Below are 21,457 nucleotides of genomic sequence, written 5' to 3'. Positions count from 1 at the left end.
GATTGTAAAAGATGACGCTGACTGCCGATGGCGGTTTATGTGTAAAATCTTGTCAAGGACAGAAGCGTGGCTGACCAGAAAATCTTTGCCGGGCCGAGGCTGCGCCGGCTGCGCAACGCCAGGGGTCTGACCCAGACGGCCATGGCCGAAGGGCTCGGTATCTCGCCTTCCTACCTCAACCTGATCGAGCGCAACCAACGGCCGCTGACGGTGCAGCTGATCCTCAAGCTGGCCTCCGCCTACAAGGTCGATCCACATGAATTGCAGGGCGAGGCCAAGGGCTCGATCGCGGCGCTGAAGGAAGTGTTCGGCGACCCGCTGCTGGCCGGCGAGCTGCCCGGCGATCAGGAACTGATCGATCTTGCCGAGACAGCGCCGAATGCGTCGGCCGCGATGGTAAAACTCTTTCGCGCCTATCGCGAGCAGGCCGAGCGCCTGTCCGACCTCAACCAATTGCTGGCGAAGGAGGGCAGGGCGACCGCGCTGTCGGGCACGCGCCTGCCTGCGGACGAAGTGCATGAAACCTTCGAACGGCGGCCGAACCACTTCGCCGCGCTGGAGGAAGAGGCAGAGGCCTTCACCTCGGTGCTCGACCCCGGTGATGATTTGTTCGGGGCATTGAAGGCATGGCTGAGGCGTGAGCACGGTGTCGTCGTCAAGGTGCTGCCGGTCGCCACAATGCCCAACTGGCGACGCCGCTATGATCGCCACTCGCAGCGTCTGTTCCTGTCGGAGCGGCTGTCGCCTTTCGATCAACTGCGAGAAGTCGCCATGGAGGCGAGCCTGATCCGCATGACGGTTGCCGTCGCCGGCGAGATCCAGGCGCTGAAGCTTGGCACCGACGAGGCGCGCCGGCTCGCTCGCTTCGAGCTCGGCCGCTATGCCGCGCATGCGCTGATGATGCCCTACCAGGCCTTTCACGCCGCCGCCGTCCGCGCCCGTTACGACATCGACGTGCTGCGGTCCCGCTTCGGCGTCTCCTTCGAGCAGGCGGCAAATCGCTTGACCATGCTGCAGCGTCCCGGCGCTGGCGGTGTGCCGTTTTTCATGCTCGAGGTGGACAATGCCGGCAACCGCTTCCGCCGGGCCGGCAGCCAGGGCTATCCGCAAAACCGTTTCGGCGGCGGCTGCCCGAAGCTTCCCGTCCACGCAGCCTTTTCGCAGCCGAGTCAAATCCTGGTCGAGGCGGTGGAGATGCCTGACGGCGCCGAATTCCTATGCATTGCCCGCACGCTCGAAGGTCCGCAGGGTGCGTTCTCCGAAAGGCCGCGGCGCACCGCGTTGCTGCTCGGCTGCGACATCGGCTTTCGCGACGAGATCGTCTATGGCGCGGCGCTGCCGGCGGCAGCCGCCGGCAAGCCCGGACAGAGCCTTGCGACGGCGGTCGGCCCGGCCTGCCGGCTTTGCGAACGTGTCGGCTGCCTGGCGCGCGCCGAGCCGCCGGTGACGCGCCCTCTCGGCCTCGACGAGATGGTGACGGGTTTGAGCGCTTTCGATTTTCAGGGCTGATGCATAACGCCCGAAACCGCGCCGATGTTTTGGGGCCGATGTTTTGGGAATGACGACGCGCATCAAAGTAAAAGCCCGGGCGGGGTTGTCCAACATTTAAGCGAATGCTGGATCACGCCCGGCTTTCTGCTTTGCGCTACGCGGATGAGACACAGTCCCGTCGTCCCTGGTGCATCGTAATGCGAACGACTCGCTGACAGTCATGTCCATGACCGATACCGCCACTCCCAGCCCCTCCTTGCCAGCCGTCTCGCCGCGCGAGGAGCGGGCGGGCATGCTTTTGGTCTTCCTGTCGGCGCTGATGTGGAGCTTCGGCGGCACCATTGCCCGCTTCATCCATATCGACGACAGCTGGACGGTGGTGTTCTGGCGCTCGTTCTGGGCAGTGGCCTTCCTTGTCGCCTTCATGCTCTGGCGCGACGGCCCGCGCGGCACGGTGAGATTGTTTCGCGACATGGGGCTGCCCGGACTAGGCGTTGCCTTGTGCTTTGCCACCGCATCGACCAGCTTCGTCGTGGCGCTTGGCTACACCACGGTCGCCAACATCCTTTTGATGCAGGCCGGCGTGCCGTTGCTGGCCGCCCTGCTGGCGTGGATTCTGTTTCGCGAACGCGTCAGCCCGGCAACCTGGGTCGCGATCGCCGCCGTCATCACCGGCGTCGCCATCATGGTGTCCGAATCCCTCGACGGAGCCGTCTCGCCGATCGGCGATGGCCTGGCGCTGCTGATTGCGGTGATGTTTTCGGTGGCGACCGTGATCACGCGCCGCTTTGCCCATGTGCGCATGGTGCCGGCCAATTGCCTGGCGGCGCTGCTCGCCTGCGCGTTCGCCGCCTCCCAGGCGTCGCAATTCGCTGTCTCGTCGCGCGACATGGGTTTTCTCTTTGCCTTCGGCGTCATCAATCTCGGTGTGGGCCTCGCCTTTTTCGCCATGGGCGCGCGGCTGGTGCCGGCGGCGATCGCAGCACTGCTCGGCACGTTCGAGCCGATCCTCGGACCGATCTGGGTTTGGCTCGTCCATTCCGAGGTGCCGTCGCTGCGCACCATCATCGGCGGCGCGGTCGTTGTCACGGCGCTGCTCGTCCATATCGGCCTGGAGTTCAAGCGGCAGGCGCGCCCGGCGCGCCCCGGCGTCACCGGTCTGCCGTCACCCAATTGACTAATGCATGTCGCCCAGAAGTGTGCAGCGGTTCTGGGAGAACGACATGCATCAAGGACGATAGCCGGCCTTCCCCATTGACAACCCCGTTGCCGGACGGGCAGGCTGCGATTACGGCAACAACAAGACAGGCGTATCTTGCCAAGTGTCTCCGCCGGCCCGATCGGGACCGGACAGCATCGTCATATCTTTGCATACGCCACGGCGAATGCCGCTGACGACACCAGCATGCCTCTTCGGGGCGCTGACAGGGCTTCCAACCCTTTTGCCACACCCCAGCGCAGCGCCGACAGTTCGCGCTTGTCGCCCCCTGGAAAGCTCAATAGTCTGAAATCAACGCCGCCCCGCCATCTAGCGACGAGCCGGCGAGGGAACACTTACCAAAGGAGAACAGCATGATCCGCAAAGCGCTCTGGCTTTCGGCGACTTCAGCATTACTGACGCTTTTCACGGCAAGCGGCCATGCCGAGGACCGTGTCGTCAACGTCTTCAACTGGTCGGACTATATCGACCCGTCGATCATCGAGGACTTTACCAAGGAGACTGGCATCAAGGTCGTCTACGACACCTACGATTCCAATGAAATCCTGGAAACCAAGCTGCTCGCCGGTGGCAGCGGCTACGACGTCGTGGTGCCGACGGCAAGTCCGTTCCTGGCCCGCCAGATCCAGGCCAATGTCTACCAGAAGCTCGACAAATCGAAGCTCCCCAACCTGTCCAACATGTGGAGCACGGTGATGGAGCGGGTTGCCAAGTTCGATCCCGGCAACACATACTCGGTCAATTATATGTGGGGCACCACCGGCATCGGCTACAACACCGAAAAGGTGAAGGCAGCGCTTGGTGTCGACAAGATCGACAGCTGGGACGCCGTTCTGAAGCCCGAAAACATCTCCAAGCTCGCCGGCTGCGGCGTCTACTTCCTGGATTCTCCGACCGATATCTTCCCGACCGTGCTGAACTATCTCGGCCTCAAGCCGGATTCGACCTCTCCCGATGATATTGCCAAGGCTACAGACCTGATGCTGAGCGTCCGGCCCTCGATCCGCAAGTTCCATTCCTCGGAATACATCAACGCGCTCGCCAATGGCGATATCTGCGTGGCCGTCGGCTATTCGGGTGACATCTTCCAGGCCCGCGACCGCGCGGCGGAAGCCAAGAAGGGCGTCGATATCGCCTACGCGATTCCGAAGGAAGGCGCCGAAATGTGGTTCGACGAAATGGCGATCCCGGCCGATGCGCCGCATGCCGCCGAGGCGCATGAATTCATCAACTACATGATGAGGCCCGAAGTCATCGCCAAGTCGAGCAACGTGGTCTTCTATGCCAACGGCAACAAGGCTTCGCAGCAATTCGTCAGCAAGGAAATCCTCGAAGACCCGGGTGTTTATCCCGACGACAAGATGATGTCCAAGCTGTTCACCGTGGGTCCTTACGATCCCAAGACGCAGCGGCTCGTCACCAGATCCTGGACCAAGGTCGTCACCGGCCAGTAAGCATTGAGAAGCGACCCCGGCAGCCAACTGCCGGGGTCGCGTTTTTTTGGGGAATTTGAAAAGCAAATTTAAGTACGGAGTGGGACATGAAATCGCTTGGCAGCATCCGCAGGGATTTCGCGCCATGGACTGATCCGAACGCCAAGCCGTATATCCAGTTCGACAAGGTCACCAAAAAGTTTGGCGATTTCACAGCCGTCAACAATTTGTCGCTGACCATTTTCGAGCGCGAGTTCTTCGCCCTGCTCGGCGCCTCCGGTTGCGGCAAGTCGACCCTGCTCAGGATGCTTGCCGGTTTTGAAGAACCGAGCGCCGGGCGCATCCTGCTCGACGGCCAGGACCTGCGCGGCATCCCGCCTTACAGGCGGCCGGTCAACATGATGTTCCAGTCCTATGCGCTGTTCCCGCATATGACGGTGGAGAAGAACATCGCCTTCGGCTTGAAGCAGGAAGGCATGCCTGCCCCAGACATCGAAAAGCGCGTCGCCGAGATGCTGAGGCTGGTCAAGCTCGAGCAGTTCGCCAAGCGCAAGCCGCACCAATTGTCCGGCGGTCAGCGCCAGCGCGTCGCGCTTGCCCGCTCGGTCGCCAAGCGGCCGAAGGTTCTGCTTCTGGACGAACCGCTCGGCGCCTTGGACAAGAAGCTGCGCGAGGAAACGCAGTTCGAATTGATGGACCTGCAGCAGGAACTCGGCCTCACCTTCGTCGTCGTCACCCACGACCAGGAAGAAGCCATGACCATGGCTGACCGCATCGCCATCATGGACAAGGGCGAGGTCATGCAGGTCGCGACGCCCGCGGAAGTCTATGAAGCCCCGACCTCGCGCTTCGTGGCGCATTTCGTCGGCAATGTGAACATGTTCGAGGGCAAGGTTGGCGAGCGAACGGCGAACACCACGCGCATCACCGGCGCGACGGGTGCTGAGATCGTCGTCGACAATGGCGGCGATACCGCCGCCGGCGCCAACATCGTTTTCGCGATCCGACCGGAAAAGATCAAGGTGTCGTCCAAAAAGCCGGCAGATGCCGTCAACGCGCTTGAAGGCGAGGTCTATGACGTCGCCTATCTCGGCGACATGACCGTCTATCACATCAAGCTTGATGACGGGCAGATCGTGCGGGCGAGCGCCCTGAACGCCTCGCGTGTCACCGAGGACCCGCTCACCTGGAACGACCGCGCCTGGGTTTCCTTCCGGCCCGATGCCGGCGTCGTGCTGACCAGGTAGGAGAGGGCCATGACCGACATCGCTGTGACCGGATCCACCGCCGCTGGAACAGACGCTCTGCCGACGAGGTTGGCCAAGGGCTTCGTCAGCCGGCTCGTCATCATCGTTCCCTATCTTTGGCTGCTGTTCTTCTTCCTCATCCCGTTTGTCATCGTCTTCAAGATATCGCTGTCGCAGTCGGCGATCGCGATGCCGCCCTACACGCCGGTGCTCGATTTCAGCGACGGCATTTCCGGTTTCTTCGCAGGGTTCCGTGAGCTCAATTTCGACAACTATGTCTGGCTCACCCAGGACGCGCTCTATTTCAAAGCCTATCTGAGCAGCGTCATCATCGCTGCGATCTCGACCCTGCTGACGCTGATCGTCGGCTATCCGATCGCCTATGGCATGGCGCGGGCTCCGGCGACGGTCCGGCCCACTCTCCTGATGCTGGTGATCCTGCCGTTCTGGACCTCGTTCCTGATCCGCGTCTATGCCTGGATCGGCATCCTGAAGCCGGAAGGGCTGCTCAACCAGTTGCTTTTGTCGCTGCATATTGTCAGCGAGCCGCTGGTCATCCTCAACACCTACACCGCCATCTTCATCGGCATCGTCTATTCCTATCTGCCCTTCATGGTGCTGCCGCTCTACTCGTCGCTGGAGAAGATGGACAACTCGCTGATCGAGGCGGCGCAGGACCTCGGCTGTCCGCAAATCGTCGCTTTCTGGAAGATCACCTTCCCGCTGTCGCTGCCGGGCGTCGTTGCCGGCTGCCTGCTGGTGTTCATTCCGGCCGTCGGTGAGTTCGTCATTCCCGATCTTCTGGGCGGTTCGCAGACGCTGATGATCGGCAAGACGCTGTGGAGCGAATTCTTCTCCAACCGCGACTGGCCGGTTTCGTCGGCGGTTGCCGTCATCCTTCTGCTGGTGCTCACCATTCCGATCATGTTCTACCAGCAGGCTCAGGCGCGCGCTCAGGAGCAAGGCAAATGAATTCGACCTGGAGCCGCTTCAACGTCACCTCGGTCGTGCTTGGCTTTGCCTTCCTCTATTTGCCGATCGTTCTTCTGGTCATCTTTTCCTTCAACGAATCGAAGCTGGTCACCGTCTGGGGCGGCTTCTCGACCAAATGGTACGTGTCCCTGTTCCACAATCAGGGTCTGATGGACGCGACCTGGGTGACCGCGCGTGTCGGTGTCATCTCCGCCAGCGTCGCGACCGTGCTCGGCACGCTGGCTGCTCTCACCTTGACCCGTTACACGCGCTTCAGGGGGCGCATCCTGTTTTCGGGCATGGTCTTTGCGCCCCTGGTCATGCCGGAAGTGATCACCGGCCTTTCGCTGCTTTTGCTGTTCGTCGCCGTCGGGCTCGACCGCGGCTTCCTGACCGTCACGCTGGCGCACATCACCTTGACCATGTGCTTCGTGGCCGTCGTCGTGCAGTCGCGCCTGATCACCTTCGACCGCTCGCTGGAAGAGGCCGCGATGGACCTTGGCGCGCCGCCGGTCAAGACCTTCTTCCAGATCACCTTGCCGGTTATCCTGCCGGCGATCGTCTCCGGCTGGATGCTGGCCTTCACGCTGTCGCTCGACGATCTGGTCATTGCCTCCTTCACGTCGGGTCCAGGCGCCACGACGCTGCCGATGAAGATCTACAGCCAGGTGCGTCTCGGCGTGACGCCTGAGATCAACGCCGCCTGCACCCTCCTGATCGCGGTGGTGGCTGTCGGCGTCATCATCGCCTCGATCGCCAACAAGCGCCGCGAGGTCCAGCGCCAACTCGACGAGCAGGCGGCGCAACGCGGATAAGCGACAGGAAGAGCGGCGGCGCGGCTTGCGCCTCCGCCTTCGGCCATTTCGGAAATCAGATGCGCCTACTGGCCTGAAACGCCGGGCGCGATCGGCGAGATGAACGGCGTGCTCCAGTTGCCGCCGACGAAGAACAGCGACTGGTTCTGGGCGGGCGGCGCCGGAGTGGCCGCCTGGCCGTTGGCCTGGGGCTGCTGCGCCGGCTGTCCGTTCGGCACGACGCCGCCCGACAGCGCCAGTCCGCGCCCGGCATAAGAGGCGATGCCGGACAGCCAGATCTTGTATTTCTGCGCATTGATCTCGGCCTTGTCCAGCCGTGCGACGCCCTTCGAAATGCTTGCCTTGATCTCGGCGCCGTCGATCGGCAGCGATCCTTTGTCGACATCGTCAAGCGCGAAGAAGCCGCCTTGCTGGTTACGTTTCAGGAAGGCCTGGAGGTCGAGGCCGTTGAGCGTGCCGGGCCCAAATGTCGCCGAAAACGATCCGTCGGCATTCTCGAAGATCGAATTCCACGCCTTGCCCGGCCCTTTGAGGATGACCGACACGCTTCCGGTGCCGGCCGGCACCAGTCGCGTCATCCCCGCCGCCGTGGCAAACGCCCCGGTGTCGACATCGGAAGCCAGCAGCCGCATCTCGACCTGTGTGCCGTCGGGCTTGCGGTCGAAGCGCAGGCTGCTCTGGATAGTGCCGCCGAAAGCCGATGCATCGGAGATGTCGAAGACGGCGAGGCCATCCTTGACCTGCGCCGTCGCGGCGACATCGGCAAGCTGGACCGGTCCCACCGTGGCATGCGCGGCCGACAGTCTGAGGTCGAGATTTATGCGGTCGGCGAAGCTGGTATCGATGTCGCCTGGGCCGTCCTCGCCGGTCGGCGCGACAGGCGTGAACGCCGTCAGGAAAGACCTGAGATCGAGCGTGTCGAACGCAAGCGTGCCGGCAACCACCGGCCGCGCTTCGGCGAAAGAGAAGTCCAGCGCTCCCATGCCCGGATTGTTGTTGAGCGTCACCGTCGTATTCTCGAACTTCGCCCGCCCCGCCGAGGCATTTACCTTGCTGGCGAACGAAACCGAACCGATCGCCGCGCCGGGCGCGATGCCGGCCTGCGACCATTCCAGCACCCGCCTGAGCGATGGCGCGGCAAACTTCGCCTGGCCGTCGAAATAGGCATTGTCGGACATCGAAGCCGTGCCGTCGAAGGAGAATGTCGCTGGCGCCGCCTTGAACGAGAGCGTGACGGGCGCCGACCCGCCCGCAAACAGCACCAGCGGCTTGGCCGTGGAGAAATCGAGCTGCACGCTTTCGCCGCGCCAGATGCCGCTGGCGGTCAGCGACGCGTCGCTGTTCATGGCTTCCCAATTGACCTGGCCGTTGAGGCCGCTCAGGATTTCCGTGTCCTTGCCTTCGGCCGACGTCACGACACGGCCATCGCGGAATTCGACGATGCCGAACGGATCGGACGGCAATTTGCCGAGATCGGGCTTTTGCGGGTTGGCCGTCACCACGCCGCGCGCGGTATCGATCGAGCGCGAGATGCGCCCGCCGGTCGGCAGCGGCGGCAGGTAGAAGCCGCTCGCTGTGCGCTCGACCCTGATCGTCGGCCGCACCAGCCTTGCGGTCGTGAACGCCACGTCGCCCTGCAAGGCAGCCATGGCGGACAGGTCGACTTCGACGCGATCGGCCTCGACCACCGGCGGCGCGTCGGTCTCCGTCCACTGCGAAAGCGTGACGTCGCTGAGGATGGCTCGGAATTTTGGCCACACCTCGATGCGCGGCGAGCCGTCGATCGTCACCCGGAAGCCGCTCCAGGCACTGAGCTCCCAGGCGATGCGGTCGCGCACGATCCGGGTCGAGGCAATCAGCGGCAGCGCCGCGACGGCGAGCGCGATGATCAGCACCACAACGCCGATCACCCAAACGCCGCGCCGGATCAAAGATGATGGCATTTCGCCCCGTATGCTTCCGTTGCCGACAAAAACCGCCCGACGGGTGTAACCGAGCGCTGACGCTTTTCAAGTCTTTATGGCCTTGCAATGGCATTTGCCCGCCACCCGGCATTAGCGGCCTAGAGCCGGATGATTTCAGGTCTGTTCGACCTGAAATCCGAATCCGGCTCTAAATCAGAGAGATAGAGCATGATGTCTTCCGAAAACCGCTTCACACTTTTCGGCATCATGCTCTGACAAAATCTTGCTCTGCTGCGCTGCAATAGGCATAAGCGGTCTGCCCGATCCCGCTCCGCAATGGCGCGCCGGTTTTGGGATAATGGCATAAGCCATGTTGGGCTTAACTGCCCCGAACGCGACGCGGTTGGGAGGAGCGATCATGGCCGCCGAGACACCTTTGTGGACCCCGAGGCAGGACCAGGTCGACGCAGCACCGATGACGGCTTTCCTAAAGGCCGCGGCGGTCAAGGCGGACGCATCTTTCTCCGGCTATGCGGAGCTCCATCGCTGGTCGATCGACGACCGCGAGGCATTCTGGAGCCTGGTCTGGGATTTCTGCGATCTTGTCGGCGACAAAGGCGAGCGAGTGCTGGTCGATGGCGACAAGATGCCGGGCGCGGCCTTCTTTCCCGACGCCAAGCTCAATTTCGCCGAGAACCTTTTGAAGAAGAGCGGTAGCGGTCCGGCCATCGTCTTTCGCGGCGAGGACAAGGTCGAACGCCGGCTTTCCTGGAACGAGCTGCGCGCGCTGACATCGCGGCTGCAGCAGCTCTTCCTGTCGCTTGGCGTGAAGGCGGGCGACCGCATCGCCGCCATGATGCCCAATATGCCCGAGACGGTGGCCGCCATGCTGGCGGCAAGCTCGATCGGCGCCGTCTGGTCCTCCTGCTCCCCCGATTTCGGCGAACAGGGCGTGCTCGACCGGTTCGGCCAGATCGAGCCGGTCGTCTTCATCGCGCCGGACGGCTACTGGTATAACGGCAAGGCGATCGAGGTCGCCGACAAGGTCCGCGCGGTGGCGCAAAAGCTGACCAGCCTGCGCAAGGTGCTGATCGTCGACTATCTCGGCACCTCGACCGATGTCGCCGCCACCATCGACAAGGCCACGGCGCTGGAAGAGGCGCTCGCGCCCGTTGCCGCCAAGACGCTTTCCTTCGAGCGGCTGCCTTTCGCTCATCCGCTCTACATCCTGTTCTCGTCGGGCACGACCGGCATTCCGAAATGCATCGTGCATTCGGCCGGCGGCACGCTGATCCAGCACGTCAAGGAGCACCGTCTGCATGCCGGCCTCATCGATGGCGACCGGTTCTTCTATTTCACCACCTGCGGCTGGATGATGTGGAACTGGCTGGTCTCCGGCCTCGCCTCCGGCGCGACGCTGTTGCTCTATGACGGCTCGCCTTTCTATCCCGACGGCAATGCGCTGTTCGACTTCGCCGATGCGGATGAGATGACCTTCTTCGGCACCTCGGCGAAGTTCATCGATTCCCTGCGCAAGGTCGGCCTGAAGCCGATAGCGAGCCACGATCTCTCCACCGTGCGCGCCATCTCCTCGACCGGCTCGCCGCTGTCGCCGGAGGATTTCCGCTTTGTCTATGACGGCATCAAGCAGGACGTCCATCTGGCGTCGGTTTCAGGCGGCACCGACATCGTCTCGTGCTTTGTGCTCGGCGTGCCGATCGAGCCGGTATGGACCGGCGAGATCCAGGGGCCGGGCCTCGGCATGGCGGTCGATGTCTGGGACGATGACGGCAAACCGGTGCGGCAGGAGAAGGGCGAGCTTGTCTGCGCAAAAGCTTTCCCGTCGATGCCGATCGGCTTCTGGAACGACCCGGGCGGGAAGAAGTACGCGGCCGCCTATTTCGAACGCTTCGACAACATCTGGTGCCATGGCGATTTCGCCGAATGGACCGTGCATGGCGGCCTGATCATCCATGGCCGTTCGGATGCCACGCTCAATCCGGGCGGCGTCAGGATCGGCACGGCCGAGATCTACAACCAGGTCGAGCAGATGCCGGAGATCCTCGAGGCACTGTGCATCGGCCAGGATTTCGACAACGACGTGCGCGTGGTGTTGTTCGTGCGGCTTGCCGCCGGCGTCAGCCTCGACGAGGATCTGGAAAAGCGCATCCGCGCCAAGATCCGCTCGGGCGCCAGCCCGCGCCACGTGCCGGCCAAGATCGTCGCCGTCAGCGACATACCGCGCACCAAATCCGGCAAGATCACGGAGCTCGCCGTGCGTGACATCGTCCATGGCCGCACTGTCAAGAACAAGGAAGCGCTCGCCAATCCGGAGGCGCTTGAACTCTTCCGCGACCTGCCGCAACTGGCGAGCTAATGCATGTCGCCCGGAAGTGTGCAGCGGTTCTGGGACGACGACATGCTCAAAACAAAGACTTAAAGCGCGTTCGTCTGAATCCGTTTCAGCGCGACGCGCTTTAGGGCAATTCCAGGAAAGTGTGCAGGGGTTTTCCGTCCGGAATTGCGTCGAAATAACAATGGAGCGGTTCAGCGGTTCCATGAAAACGATGAACCGCCCAGGCCCGTGTGGTTAATGAAATCTAACCGACGAATTTACCTAGATTTCATGGGTGGTACACATTCGTAAATTTTTTTGCGACCCGGTAAGGAGTTGTTAAGGGACGCCCCCGATAGTCGCGAGTAACTTGAGGGAGAAATCCCGTTCCTCGCCCCTGAGGTTCAGCTCAAGCCCCCGTTGTGACAGCATCCCATTTCTCAAGGCGTCCCCCAGGACGCCTTTTTCTTTGGCGCTTAAGGCCCTGTTGTGCTGCGTGTCTGCAGGGCGGCTTGCGCCTCCGCCACGTCGATGGCACAGAGCAGTCCGCCGTTTTCATCCCGCACGCGCACCAGCCAGCCCGACAGATCGTCCGTGCCCGGTTGCAGATCGACAAGCACGTCGATAGCCGACCGGACCGCTTCCTCGCGCGCGGCCTCCAGGCTCGGCATGCTGACTGGAGGAACCTGTCGAGACCCTTCGCCGTCGCGATACTCGAAGACGTAGATCCCGCCGCTTTCATCATTGAGGAGGGTGACGGCAAGCTCATCGAAATTGCCATTGCTTTGGGCATCGTATGCATTTGACGCCGCATCGAAGGTGGCCGTCTGGACCAGGATGGCTCTGGCTCGCTGCAAAGCCGCTGCGTCGTCCGCCGCCGAACCCTCTAAGCAGGCCATTTCAACGGTGACGCACTCGTCGCCTTCACCACAAAACCGCACCCGTTGGATCAGCCGGCCGGCAGGGGAGGTGGCCTCAGCCACTTCCGTTCGCATGATTTGCATGGCAGCATCCTTTGGTCGCGATGGTCTGGTTATAGTTTGACGGCCATTTCCCGCCCCCAGAGACGAAGCTTGCGGCAAGACTCGACAAAGCCGGCCACCGCCTTCGGATCGCTGAGGTCGATCATGCCTTCATCGGCCTTCGGATCGACACCTGCTTTGTGCAACAGCGCAACGGCTCCGGATGTGAAGGCGATGAATTTGCAGTGGGCGAAAGCATCGGCGACAAAGTCGCGCGCGGCCGCCTCGCCGGTCAGGCGCTCTGCTCCTTCCTCGGAGAGAACAAGGGCAACAGCGTCGAACAGGACGGACGGTCCCCCGTCGATCATGTGCCGGCCTTCGATCCAGCTTCCGTCGTCGGCCCTGATACCGCCGACCTTGGGAGCGACCACGTCCATGGTTGCTCCTTCCTTCTCGATGGCCTTTTGCAACCGCTTGAGAACCGCTGCATCCGCGCCCGCGCTGACCATCACGCCGACCCTGCGGCCCGCAAAACTGTCCGGTCCATTTTCGATGATGCTGAGCGCCGGCGACGGTTCGAGATCGTTCCTCGGTGCGACCGCGGCGTCAGCCGGCTTGGGTAGTTTCGCGATGCCGAGTTTGTCGGCGACGGTTGTCGCGAGCGCTTCGTCGACATTCATGAGATGGGCGATCATCCGCTCGCGAATGACAGGCGTCTCGACCTTGCTCAGTTCGAAGGTCAGGGCCATCGCGATGTGGCGCTGCTCGGGGGGTGTCTGGCTGTTCAAGAACTGTCGCGCCTGACTGTAGTGGTCCGCAAAGCTCTCCGCGCGCAGCCGGACCTTCTGGCCGGATTCAACATCGGGAAAGGCGCGAAATCCGGGCTGCGGGGATTCCCTCGGGCCTTCACCGAACGAATTGGGCTGGTAGTTCACTCTGCCTGCCGGATTGCGCATTGCCATATGCCCATCTTGCTGGAAATGATGGAACGGGCATTTTGGCGCGTTGATCGGGATGTGCGTGAAGTTCGGGCTGCCCAACCGCTTCAATTGCGTATCGAGATAAGAGAAGTTGCGGCCCTGCAGCAGCGGGTCGTTGGAGAAGTCGACGCCTGGCGGCACGTTTTGCGTCATGAACGCCACCTGCTCGGTTTCGGCGAAGAAATTGTCGGGCATGCGATCGAGCACCAGCCGACCGACCGGGATCGGCTCAAGGTCTTCTTCCGGAATTAACTTCGTCGGGTCGAGCACGTCGAAGTCGAAGCTGTCGGCGAAATCCTGGTCGAAAAGCTGGACCCGGAGTTCCCACTCGGGGAAATTCCCGGACTGGATGGCCTGCCAGAGATCGCGGCGATGGAAGTCGGGGTCGGCGCCGTTGATCTTCACGGCTTCGTTCCAAACCACCGACTGCAGGCCGAGCTTCGGCTTCCAGTGAAACTTCACGAAGGTCGACTCATCCTGGGCGTTCAGGAAGCGGAATGTGTGCACGCCAAAACCTTCCATGAAGCGGAAGGAGCGCGGAATCGCGCGGTCCGACATGACCCACATGATCATGTGCATCGATTCTGGCGTCAGCGAAATGAAGTCCCAGAAATTGTCATGCGCGGACTGAGCCTGTGGAAAGGCCCGGTCGGGCTCCTCCTTTACGGCATGGACCATGTCCGGAAACTTGATGGCGTCCTGGATGAAGAAGGCCGGAATGTTGTTGCCGACGATGTCCCAGTTTCCCTCCTTCGTATAAAGCTTGACCGCGAAGCCTCGAACGTCGCGCGCCAGGTCGAAAGAACCCTTCGAGCCGGCCACCGTGGAGAAGCGAACGAAGGCCGGCGTCTTTTCGCCGGCGCGCTGGAAGATGTCGGCACGGGTGTATTTTGCGAGCGATTCATACGTCTCGAAATAGCCGTGCGCGCCATAGCCGCGCGCATGCACGACCCGCTCGGGAATCCGCTCATGATCGAAATGGAAAATCTTCTCGCGGAACTGGAAGTCCTCGAGCACGGTCGGCCCGCGCGCGCCGATCTTCAGCGAATTCTGATCGTCCGAAACCGGGCCGCCCTGGGCCGTGGTGAGGACAGGAACGGTCCCCGCCGCAATCTGGTGCAACTCGCCGCCTTGGCCACGAACCAGCTTCTGATCGTGGACGACAGCTTGGTTGCCGGCGCGGCTTGGAGACTTGGTCATGATGGGTTCCTTGCAGGGAGTGCACGCATTCCTGGGTGGCCGAATGTCATGGAGCCCCGCCACCCTTCGGCGACGGGGCTTCGATGATCAGAGAGGGCTGGCGTTGCGCGTTCTGTCGCGCTCAACCTCGATATCGGTGTAGGGATCTGCCTTGGGATCGAAACCGGTCCAGCCGCCGGCCTCGTAGGCATTGCGGCGTTGCTCCAGGTTGACGGAGTCGGTCTGCCCGAGAATCCGCTCGGCTTCGTCGACAAGCTCGTCGCTGACCTTCGCTGTCACGAGCGTGCCGCCACGGCGCACGCCCTCGGCATAGACATGGGCATCCCGCTCTGGAACGCCTGAATCGGTAAGCGCTCCGACAATGCCGCCGGCAGCACCGCCGATAACAGCGCCGCCGACCGCGCCGACTGCCGTGGCTGCCAGCCAACCGGCGGCCACGACCGGACCGACACCGGGAATAGCCATGAGGCCAAGTCCGGTCAGCAGGCCGCCGGCGCCGCCGATGACGGCACCCACGCCAGCCCCGCCGGTAGCATCCGCGGCAGTCTTGGAGCTGTCGTTATCACCGTCGTACCAGTCGGAGGAATTGTTGGCGACGATGCTGATATCGGCGTGTGGAACGCCGCTGGCTTCCAATTCGCCGACGGCGTCGGAAGCATCATCGTAATTGTCGAAAAGTCCGGTCACTGTTTTCATGATCATGATCTCCAAATTCGCTGTTCAGTTAGCGCCGGCAACGACGTTGCCCTGATAGTCGAGCGCAATGGCGGTCTTCTTGCCGTCCTTGGTCGCCTGACCCCGCCAGATGCCCTGGTCGTCCTTGCTCAGCGCGGAAACTTCCGAAAAGCCGGCATCCTGGATGCGGCTCTTGGCCTGGTCCTCGGTGAAGCTGTTGGCGCCGGGAACCGGAGCGGCCGGGTTGGCCGTGTCCTGTGTGGCGACAGCTGGGGTCGTCGAACTCGTGGCCGATGACGTGTCGCCCATCGTGGAAGCGATCTTCTCGATCATTTCCTGATGCATCTTGAGCGTCGGCACTGTTTCCTGCGCGAAGCTCTTCAACTGCGCATTGTCGCCGTCGGAAGCATAGCTCTCGAACAGCTTGACGGCGTCGGCATGCGCGTCGCGCTGCATCTGGACGTACGACTCGTCGACCGGATCCTTCGTGGCCTGAAGGGAGTCCAGATCGCTCTTGTGCTTTGCGTCGATTTCCGAAGGCACAGTCAGCTTCTGTTCGCCGGCGATCGTTTCGAGCTTGGCGTTGGCCGCGCCATGATCGTCGATCATCTTCTGGGCGAAGTCCTTGACGCTTTTGTCCTGGGCCTTGCCTTCGGCGATCTTGCTCGACTCGACCTCGAACATGCCGCCGGCGGCTGCCTTGTCGACGAAATCCTGCGCCTTGTCGGCGGCGAAAACAGGCATAGCAAAAGTCATGGCTGTGGCCGCGCCAAGCGCAACCAGTAACAGTCTATTTTTCATGGAAAGATCCTCGTTGGCACACATGGTGATGTGAGCCTAACAAGCACCTGCGGGCTTTGTTCCCGCCGCCGACCTATTTCACGCCGCGCAATACTGGCGGCGGCAGGTCGGGAAACTACGGCTGCATTTCCTGCACGCCATAGCGGCTGGCCGTGGTCTTCAATTTATTCCGCGAGCACGCGGGTCGAAGGGAAGGCGACCTCGACCAGGGTTCCTTCGCCAGGCGTCGAGGTGATGGTGAACCGGGCCCGGTTCGCCTCCACCATCGCCTTGGTCAGTGGCAGGCCAAGGCCGGTGCCGTCGCCGCGTCCACGCTTCAGCGCATTGATCTGCTTGAACGGCTTCAGCGCCTGCTCAATCTCGGCCGGCGTCATGCCGATGCCGGTGTCACGCACGCGCAGGACGACGTCGCCCGAGGCCTCGTAAGCCGTCGACACGATCACCTGTCCGCCGGCCTGCGTGTAACGGATGGCGTTGGACAGGATGTTGAGTGCGATCTGGCGCACGCTTCTCAAATCCGCCACCACCTCAGGCAGCCGCGAAGCAAAGCTGGAACGGATGATGACGCGTTCGCGGTTGGCCTGCGGCTGCATCATCGCCACCGTCTCGGCCAGCGTGTCGTTGAGCGACACCGCCTCATAGGCCATCTCCTGCTGGCCGGCCTCGATCTTCGAGATGTCGAGCAGGTCGTTGACGAGGTCGAGCACATGGTTGCCGGAGCGGTTGATGTCGCGCAGGTAATCGCGATAGCGGTCATTGGCGATCGGGCCGAACTTCTCATCCACCATCAGTTCGGAAAAACCGATGATGGCGTTGAGCGGCGTGCGGATCTCGTGGCTGATGCGGGCCAGGAAATCGGTCTTTTGCGAAGAGGCGCGCTCGGCGACCGCGCGCGCTTGCGTCAGGTCTTCCTCGGCCCGCTTCCACTGCGTGATGTCACGCACCACGGCGCAGAAGCCGCTGTCGCCGGGCAGCCTGCCGATGGTCATGAACAGCGGAATGAAACGTCCCTGCGCCTCGCGGCCGATGACCTCGCGGCCGTCGTTCAAGACGCTTGCCACGCCGGGCTCGGAAAGGCCGGCGAGATAGTCGCGGGCCGCGCGCTGGCTCTCGATGGCGAACAGCGAGGCGAACGGCTTGCCGACGACCTCGTCGCTGTCGAAGCCGAACAGCGCTTCGGCCGGCCGACTGATCGAGCGGATGTTGCCGTCGCGGCCGATCAGCACGACGCCGTCGGTTGCGGTGTCGATGATGGTGCGCATCTCGGAGATGCGCGACTTCAGCTCCGGCACGTCCGGCTGCAACGCCGGCTCGTCATTCGCGGCGCTGAAATGCGACGCATCGTCCTCGCCGGAGCGCCGTACCACCAGCATCAACGCCTTGCCCTCGCGCCATGGCACGGACCGCAGCAGCGCGTCGATCGGAAACTCCTGGCCCTGGCGGGTCTTGAGCTTCAGCGAGCGGTCGCTTTCGTCCGTAGCGCCATCATCGGCGTAGTGGTCGGCAAACAGCGCGCCCAGCCCGCCGGCATCGGCGAGGTCGTCGACAGCGTCGTAGCCGGTGAGCTCGAGGAAAGCCTCATTGGCATAGTGCAGCACGTCGCCTGAGTGGATAAGCAGCGGCACCGGCAACCTGGACAGGATGGCGGTGTCCGGCGCCCTGGCGTCCTCACCGGTCGAAAAGGCCGATGGCACGAAGCCTTCCAGCTTGAGCGGCGGCACCTGAAGGCGTGGCCGTTCCGGTGGAGCGGCTTCCGGTGCTTCCGACTGTTTTGCCGTGGCGCCGGCATCGGCATCGGAACCAGCCCAATCCTCATTGTCCTGGGCGTCGCGGAAATCGTCGGCGGTCATGCTGTCGCCATCCGCCGTCGCGTCAGGCGCCGGTTCCGTGACGAGCGGCTGCGCCACGGGTGGTTCGACGGTCTGCACGGGCTCAACGGCAGCGGGTTCGACCGTCCGCGGCGCATCCGGTTTTTGGTCGGCAACGGACGCATCACCGGCGACGTCTGCGGGTTTCTCGCCATCGGCATAGTTGAGCAGCGAGCCGGAAACGGGCGGCGTTGCGCCTTGGTCTGCGGAACTCGCCGGCGTGGCGTCTTCGGCGCCATCGAGCCGTGCCAGATCCTTCTGGTCCTCCGCCTCGGTCTGAGCTTCGGCGGTTTCTGCCTCGGTCTCCGTCTGCGAGCTCTTTGCCTCGGCCGTGGCTTGCGTCGTCTCGGAAGCCTCAGACTCCGACGGCGGGGTCACAGGCGGTGCCTCAGGCTCGTCCGGCGTCACGTCGGCCGCGGCCGGCTTGGCGTCTTCAATGCCAGCTTCGCTGACTGGCGGTTGCGGCGTCTCAACCTTGTCGACAGCAACCGGCCGCTTCGCGGTTTCGGGCGCAGGCGGTTCGGCCGGGGCTGAACTGTCCTTGCGCAGCCTTTCACCGATCTCGCGGAAGGCGCTGCGTTCAAGGACGGAAAGGCCCCTGTCACTTCCTGGCTGCTTGTCATTGGCCGGCTGGCGATGTTCGGCGAGCCGGATCACCTTGTCGGCGAAACGCCGTTCGGGCTGCGGCACGATGGTCAGTGCCGGCACCTCACCCTGGAACGGATCCTCAGGCTTCGATGGCTCTGCTGTGGGAAGCTCTGCTGTGGGCGCCTCAGCGGGTGCGCCGGCGTTGGGCACCAGCGCCAGGCCGAGCGCCTCCGGGTCGACCACGGCGTCGGCGCTGCGCGCGACGCCGAAACCGCGAAACCCTTCGAAGGCGCGGCTGCGGCCATAGACAGGCAACGCCGCCAGATCGACCGGGATCTTGAGATCGCTACCGGCCACCGGCCACAGCACCGAGCGGCCCGACCAGGTGTCGCGCCGTTCGAGCAGGCCGGCGATCTCGCCGGAGGCGTCGAGACCGAACGTCGTGGCGACATCCTTGAAGCGGCGGCCGATCACATCGGCCGCCGGCTGGCCGACGATTTCGGCGAACTCGGGCGACAGCGCGCTGAACTTGCCCTCGGCATCGGTGCGCCAGACGAAGCGCAGCGGTGGCGCCGAGCGATCGATATTGCGCTGTGCCACGGGCTGAGCTGGCGCCTGGATTTCCGCGATCTCCCGGGGAGCTTCGGCTTCAGTCGCCTCGAACGGCTTGCCCTCAGCCGGCGGCGGAGCCTGCTCGGTCTCGTCGTCGCCGGAATGGAAATACCAGCGATCGTGCTGACCCGGATCGCTGTTCGCCGCTTTTTGCCCGGATTCGACGGAGCTGGCTGACTGCTCGGTTGAAGCCGGCGTTTGGTCGACCGGAGTCTGGGCCAATTCGGCAGGCATTGCATTGTCTTGCGAGGGAGCCGCCTCCGGTTGCGCGGCGTCGGCCACGGGCTGCCGTTCCTCGGCAGGCTGAGCGTCGACCCGAGGCGCCTCCGCAACGGCGGCAGCCTGTTCGGCAGTCGCAGGCGGCGGACTGTTGTCTTGTATGGGTTGTGGTTCGACAGTCGGCACGCCGGGCGCCGCCGCGTCATGTTCCGCTACCGCCGCTACCTGGTCGCTGGGGACGTCGCCATGTGGCTGTGCGCCTTCATGGCTTTCTTCAAGCTGGTCCTCATCGATCACCACCAGCAGATGGCGCGTATCGGTGAGGCGCGCAAAACCGGCCGGGTAAGAAGTGCTGGCGCCGGGGACGAGGCGCTTGACCACACGGTCGCCGCTGCTTGCCACATCCGCAACCAGGGCGGCCAGTGTTTCCGGCATGATGCCGAGCGCCGCAAAGCCGTCCGATGCCGCATCGGCATGGCCTTGTGCGTCGACGAATGCGATGAAATGTCCGGCCTCTGTGAAACCGCCGATGGCGCGGCTGGCGATTTCGGCTGCGCTTCGCGAGCTGGTCTGCGCCGCCGGCACGGCCAGCATGATCGCCTTTTCGCCGTCTGGCATCGTCACCGCGCTGGCCAGGAAGCCGACGGCGCGGCTAACCATGCCGGTGGCGAGCCTTACCAGGATGGAGCGATCGCTGCCGATATCGGGAAAACCGCTGGTCGCCATGATTTGCCGCCGGGCAATCAGCGGCAGCCCCGCGGACGCGCCGATGATGGCTTCGATATCCGGATAGCCGAACGCCGCCGCCCCCGGGCCATTCGCCCAGATCACCTGTTCGAGGTCCGCCGACAGAATGGCCAAGGCGTCGCCGGCGGCAAAGCGCTGGCGCACCGCGTCGAGCACGGCAACGTCGAGGAAGGAGTAGTTCTCAGGCGGCATGCGCTGGCCAACCCTCCGCAGGCGTTTCAGTTAACGCTTTGTTAATAAAAGCCCGCGGCCGGAAGGTCCACAAGCTGGGCGGTTTAACGGTCGAAATCTCTGGGCTCGTGGTTAACGGCGCCCTTGGCTGACGTGGGGGAAGATTTTATGGTGCAGTGCAACAAAGATGTTGCGTTGCACAAAAAAACCTCTATATTGCCATCATACATGAACGAGACGGCTTTCTGTCAAAGCCGCTATCCTGAAAGGTTGGAAAATGTCCAAGACCGCCACCAAGACCGCAGACACCATCGAAAACATCGAATTTCCGAGCTTTGACGCTTCCAAGGCCACCGATCAGATGCGCGCCTTCGCCGAGAAGGGCGTCGAGCAGTCGAAGGAAGCCTATGCCAAGCTGAAGACCGGCGCCGAGGAGACCCAGAAGGTTCTGGAGTCGACCTTCGAGACCGCCAAGACCGTTTCCAGCGACGTTTCGCTCAAGACCATCGCCGTGCTGCGCTCCAATTTCGAAGCCGGCTTCTCGCATCTCGAAGCGCTGATCGGCGCCAAGAGCCTCTCGGAAGTCGTCGAGCTGCAGACCTCTTTCCTGCGCAAGCGTGTCGAGACCGCTGTCGAGCAGGCCAAGGAACTCCAGACCGTTGCCACCAAGGCGGTCGAGGACGTCTCCAAGCCGGTCAAGACCGCCTTCGAAAAGGCGATCAAGGACGTTAAGGCTGCCTAATTTAGACGCACAAAACTGCGATGCATCAAAACGTCGCATTTCGTCAGACAAATACGTGCGATAGATTTGATTAACCAGATACCCGGAAATGGAACCTCCTCCCTCCGTTTCCGGGGTGACCAGCCAGCACCTCCTCCCGCTGGCTCGTAACAGGAAAAGGCCGGCACCTCCTCCCGCCGGCCTTTTCTTTTGCCTTTTCCCAAGACGCGATGAGGACAACCTTGTCCTTTGCCATATCAAAGGCCTTGAATTAAAATCCGATAGCCCGTATTGGACGCTTCGCCGACGATAAGGCGGTTTGCGGAGACTTCCACCGCGATCCTGCCCAGGCAGAAGTGCCGTTGTAGCTCAGCTGGTTAGAGCGCCGGATTGTGGATCCGGAGGTCGCTGGTTCGATCCCAGCCAACGGTACCATCGGCTTACAAAAGCACTTGAAAAAATACTTGCAAATCAATGGCTTGCCAAGCTAGCTGATA

14 protein-coding genes and 1 tRNA gene are annotated in these 21,457 nt (G+C 62.8%); 9 read left to right on the top strand and 6 right to left on the bottom strand.

Going from position 1 to position 21,457, the window contains the following annotated elements; translation table 11 throughout:
- Positions 1-66 precede the first annotated feature (66 nt).
- The 6 genes from AB6802_RS16395 to AB6802_RS16370 all read left to right on the top strand — a co-directional run bounded on the left by AB6802_RS16395 (position 67) and on the right by AB6802_RS16370 (position 7,177).
- Complete coding sequence (locus AB6802_RS16395) at positions 67-1,509, top strand: short-chain fatty acyl-CoA regulator family protein (protein ID WP_371011177.1); 1,443 nt, start codon at positions 67-69, stop codon at positions 1,507-1,509.
- A gap of 208 nt (positions 1,510-1,717) precedes the next feature.
- Positions 1,718-2,668 carry a DMT family transporter gene (locus AB6802_RS16390; RefSeq protein WP_371011176.1) on the top strand — a complete coding sequence of 317 codons (951 nt, stop codon included), beginning with the start codon at positions 1,718-1,720 and terminating at the stop codon, positions 2,666-2,668.
- Between the two features lie 395 nt (positions 2,669-3,063).
- A complete protein-coding gene (locus AB6802_RS16385; RefSeq protein ID WP_371011175.1) occupies positions 3,064-4,164 on the top strand; it encodes a polyamine ABC transporter substrate-binding protein in 1,101 nt (366 codons plus the stop codon).
- 86 nt (positions 4,165-4,250) lie between these two features.
- Positions 4,251-5,390, top strand: coding sequence for an ABC transporter ATP-binding protein (locus tag AB6802_RS16380; protein WP_371011174.1), 1,140 nt, complete (start codon positions 4,251-4,253; stop codon positions 5,388-5,390).
- Between the two features lie 9 nt (positions 5,391-5,399).
- On the top strand, positions 5,400-6,362 hold the full coding sequence (locus AB6802_RS16375; protein ID WP_371011173.1) for an ABC transporter permease subunit: 963 nt from the start codon (positions 5,400-5,402) through the stop codon (positions 6,360-6,362).
- Positions 6,359-7,177, top strand: coding sequence for an ABC transporter permease (locus tag AB6802_RS16370; protein WP_371011172.1), 819 nt, complete (start codon positions 6,359-6,361; stop codon positions 7,175-7,177). Before AB6802_RS16375 ends, AB6802_RS16370 begins: the two co-directional genes overlap by 4 nt.
- Before the next feature lie 65 nt (positions 7,178-7,242).
- On the opposite strand, the gene AB6802_RS16365 is transcribed toward AB6802_RS16370, so the two are convergent.
- The gene (locus tag AB6802_RS16365) at positions 7,243-9,120 is read right to left on the bottom strand and encodes an AsmA family protein (protein WP_371011171.1); all 1,878 of its coding nucleotides are present in this window, start codon (positions 9,118-9,120) and stop codon (positions 7,243-7,245) included.
- A 379-nt stretch (positions 9,121-9,499) separates the two neighbouring features.
- Between AB6802_RS16365 and AB6802_RS16360 the strand changes: the two genes are divergently transcribed.
- Positions 9,500-11,458, top strand: a complete 1,959-nt coding sequence (locus tag AB6802_RS16360) for an acetoacetate--CoA ligase (RefSeq protein WP_371011170.1) — start codon at positions 9,500-9,502, stop codon at positions 11,456-11,458.
- Positions 11,459-11,892: 434 nt separating this feature from the next.
- On the opposite strand, the gene AB6802_RS16355 is transcribed toward AB6802_RS16360, so the two are convergent.
- From AB6802_RS16355 to AB6802_RS16335, 5 genes are all read right to left on the bottom strand, one after another.
- Entirely contained in the window at positions 11,893-12,420 is a 528-nt protein-coding gene (locus AB6802_RS16355) for a hypothetical protein (RefSeq protein WP_371011169.1), read from the bottom strand.
- 29 nt (positions 12,421-12,449) lie between these two features.
- A complete protein-coding gene (locus AB6802_RS16350; RefSeq protein WP_371011168.1) occupies positions 12,450-14,558 on the bottom strand; it encodes a catalase in 2,109 nt (702 codons plus the stop codon).
- 87 nt (positions 14,559-14,645) lie between these two features.
- Entirely contained in the window at positions 14,646-15,254 is a 609-nt protein-coding gene (locus tag AB6802_RS16345) for a hypothetical protein (RefSeq protein ID WP_371011167.1), read from the bottom strand.
- 24 nt (positions 15,255-15,278) lie between these two features.
- The gene (locus AB6802_RS16340) at positions 15,279-16,034 is read right to left on the bottom strand and encodes a DUF4142 domain-containing protein (RefSeq protein WP_371011165.1); all 756 of its coding nucleotides are present in this window, start codon (positions 16,032-16,034) and stop codon (positions 15,279-15,281) included.
- Between the two features lie 164 nt (positions 16,035-16,198).
- Entirely contained in the window at positions 16,199-20,260 is a 4,062-nt protein-coding gene (locus tag AB6802_RS16335) for a PAS domain S-box protein (RefSeq protein ID WP_371011164.1), read from the bottom strand.
- A 256-nt stretch (positions 20,261-20,516) separates the two neighbouring features.
- Here AB6802_RS16335 and AB6802_RS16330 point away from each other — a divergent pair, with 256 nt between their 5' ends.
- Both AB6802_RS16330 and AB6802_RS16325 read left to right on the top strand, forming a co-directional pair.
- Positions 20,517-20,981, top strand: a complete 465-nt coding sequence (locus AB6802_RS16330; RefSeq protein ID WP_371011163.1) for a phasin — start codon at positions 20,517-20,519, stop codon at positions 20,979-20,981.
- Between the two features lie 337 nt (positions 20,982-21,318).
- A tRNA-His gene (locus tag AB6802_RS16325) sits at positions 21,319-21,395 on the top strand.
- Positions 21,396-21,457: the final 62 nt, after the last annotated feature.

The sequence above is a fragment of the Mesorhizobium sp. RCC_202 genome, from assembly GCF_041355295.1.
Classification (GTDB): domain Bacteria; phylum Pseudomonadota; class Alphaproteobacteria; order Rhizobiales; family Rhizobiaceae; genus Mesorhizobium.
This window is presented reverse-complemented; position numbering and strand designations above follow the sequence as displayed.

Coding starts and splice junctions, on each gene's coding strand:
- AB6802_RS16390 (WP_371011176.1), top strand. CDS start 1,718: ATGACCGATACCGCCACTCCCAGCCCCTCCTTGCCAGCCGTCTCGCCG.
- AB6802_RS16385 (WP_371011175.1), top strand. CDS start 3,064: ATGATCCGCAAAGCGCTCTGGCTTTCGGCGACTTCAGCATTACTGACG.
- AB6802_RS16380 (WP_371011174.1), top strand. CDS start 4,251: ATGAAATCGCTTGGCAGCATCCGCAGGGATTTCGCGCCATGGACTGAT.
- AB6802_RS16375 (WP_371011173.1), top strand. CDS start 5,400: ATGACCGACATCGCTGTGACCGGATCCACCGCCGCTGGAACAGACGCT.
- AB6802_RS16370 (WP_371011172.1), top strand. CDS start 6,359: ATGAATTCGACCTGGAGCCGCTTCAACGTCACCTCGGTCGTGCTTGGC.
- AB6802_RS16365 (WP_371011171.1), bottom strand. CDS start 9,120: ATGCCATCATCTTTGATCCGGCGCGGCGTTTGGGTGATCGGCGTTGTG.
- AB6802_RS16360 (WP_371011170.1), top strand. CDS start 9,500: ATGGCCGCCGAGACACCTTTGTGGACCCCGAGGCAGGACCAGGTCGAC.
- AB6802_RS16355 (WP_371011169.1), bottom strand. CDS start 12,420: ATGCAAATCATGCGAACGGAAGTGGCTGAGGCCACCTCCCCTGCCGGC.
- AB6802_RS16350 (WP_371011168.1), bottom strand. CDS start 14,558: ATGACCAAGTCTCCAAGCCGCGCCGGCAACCAAGCTGTCGTCCACGAT.
- AB6802_RS16345 (WP_371011167.1), bottom strand. CDS start 15,254: ATGAAAACAGTGACCGGACTTTTCGACAATTACGATGATGCTTCCGAC.
- AB6802_RS16340 (WP_371011165.1), bottom strand. CDS start 16,034: ATGAAAAATAGACTGTTACTGGTTGCGCTTGGCGCGGCCACAGCCATG.
- AB6802_RS16335 (WP_371011164.1), bottom strand. CDS start 20,260: ATGCCGCCTGAGAACTACTCCTTCCTCGACGTTGCCGTGCTCGACGCG.
- AB6802_RS16330 (WP_371011163.1), top strand. CDS start 20,517: ATGTCCAAGACCGCCACCAAGACCGCAGACACCATCGAAAACATCGAA.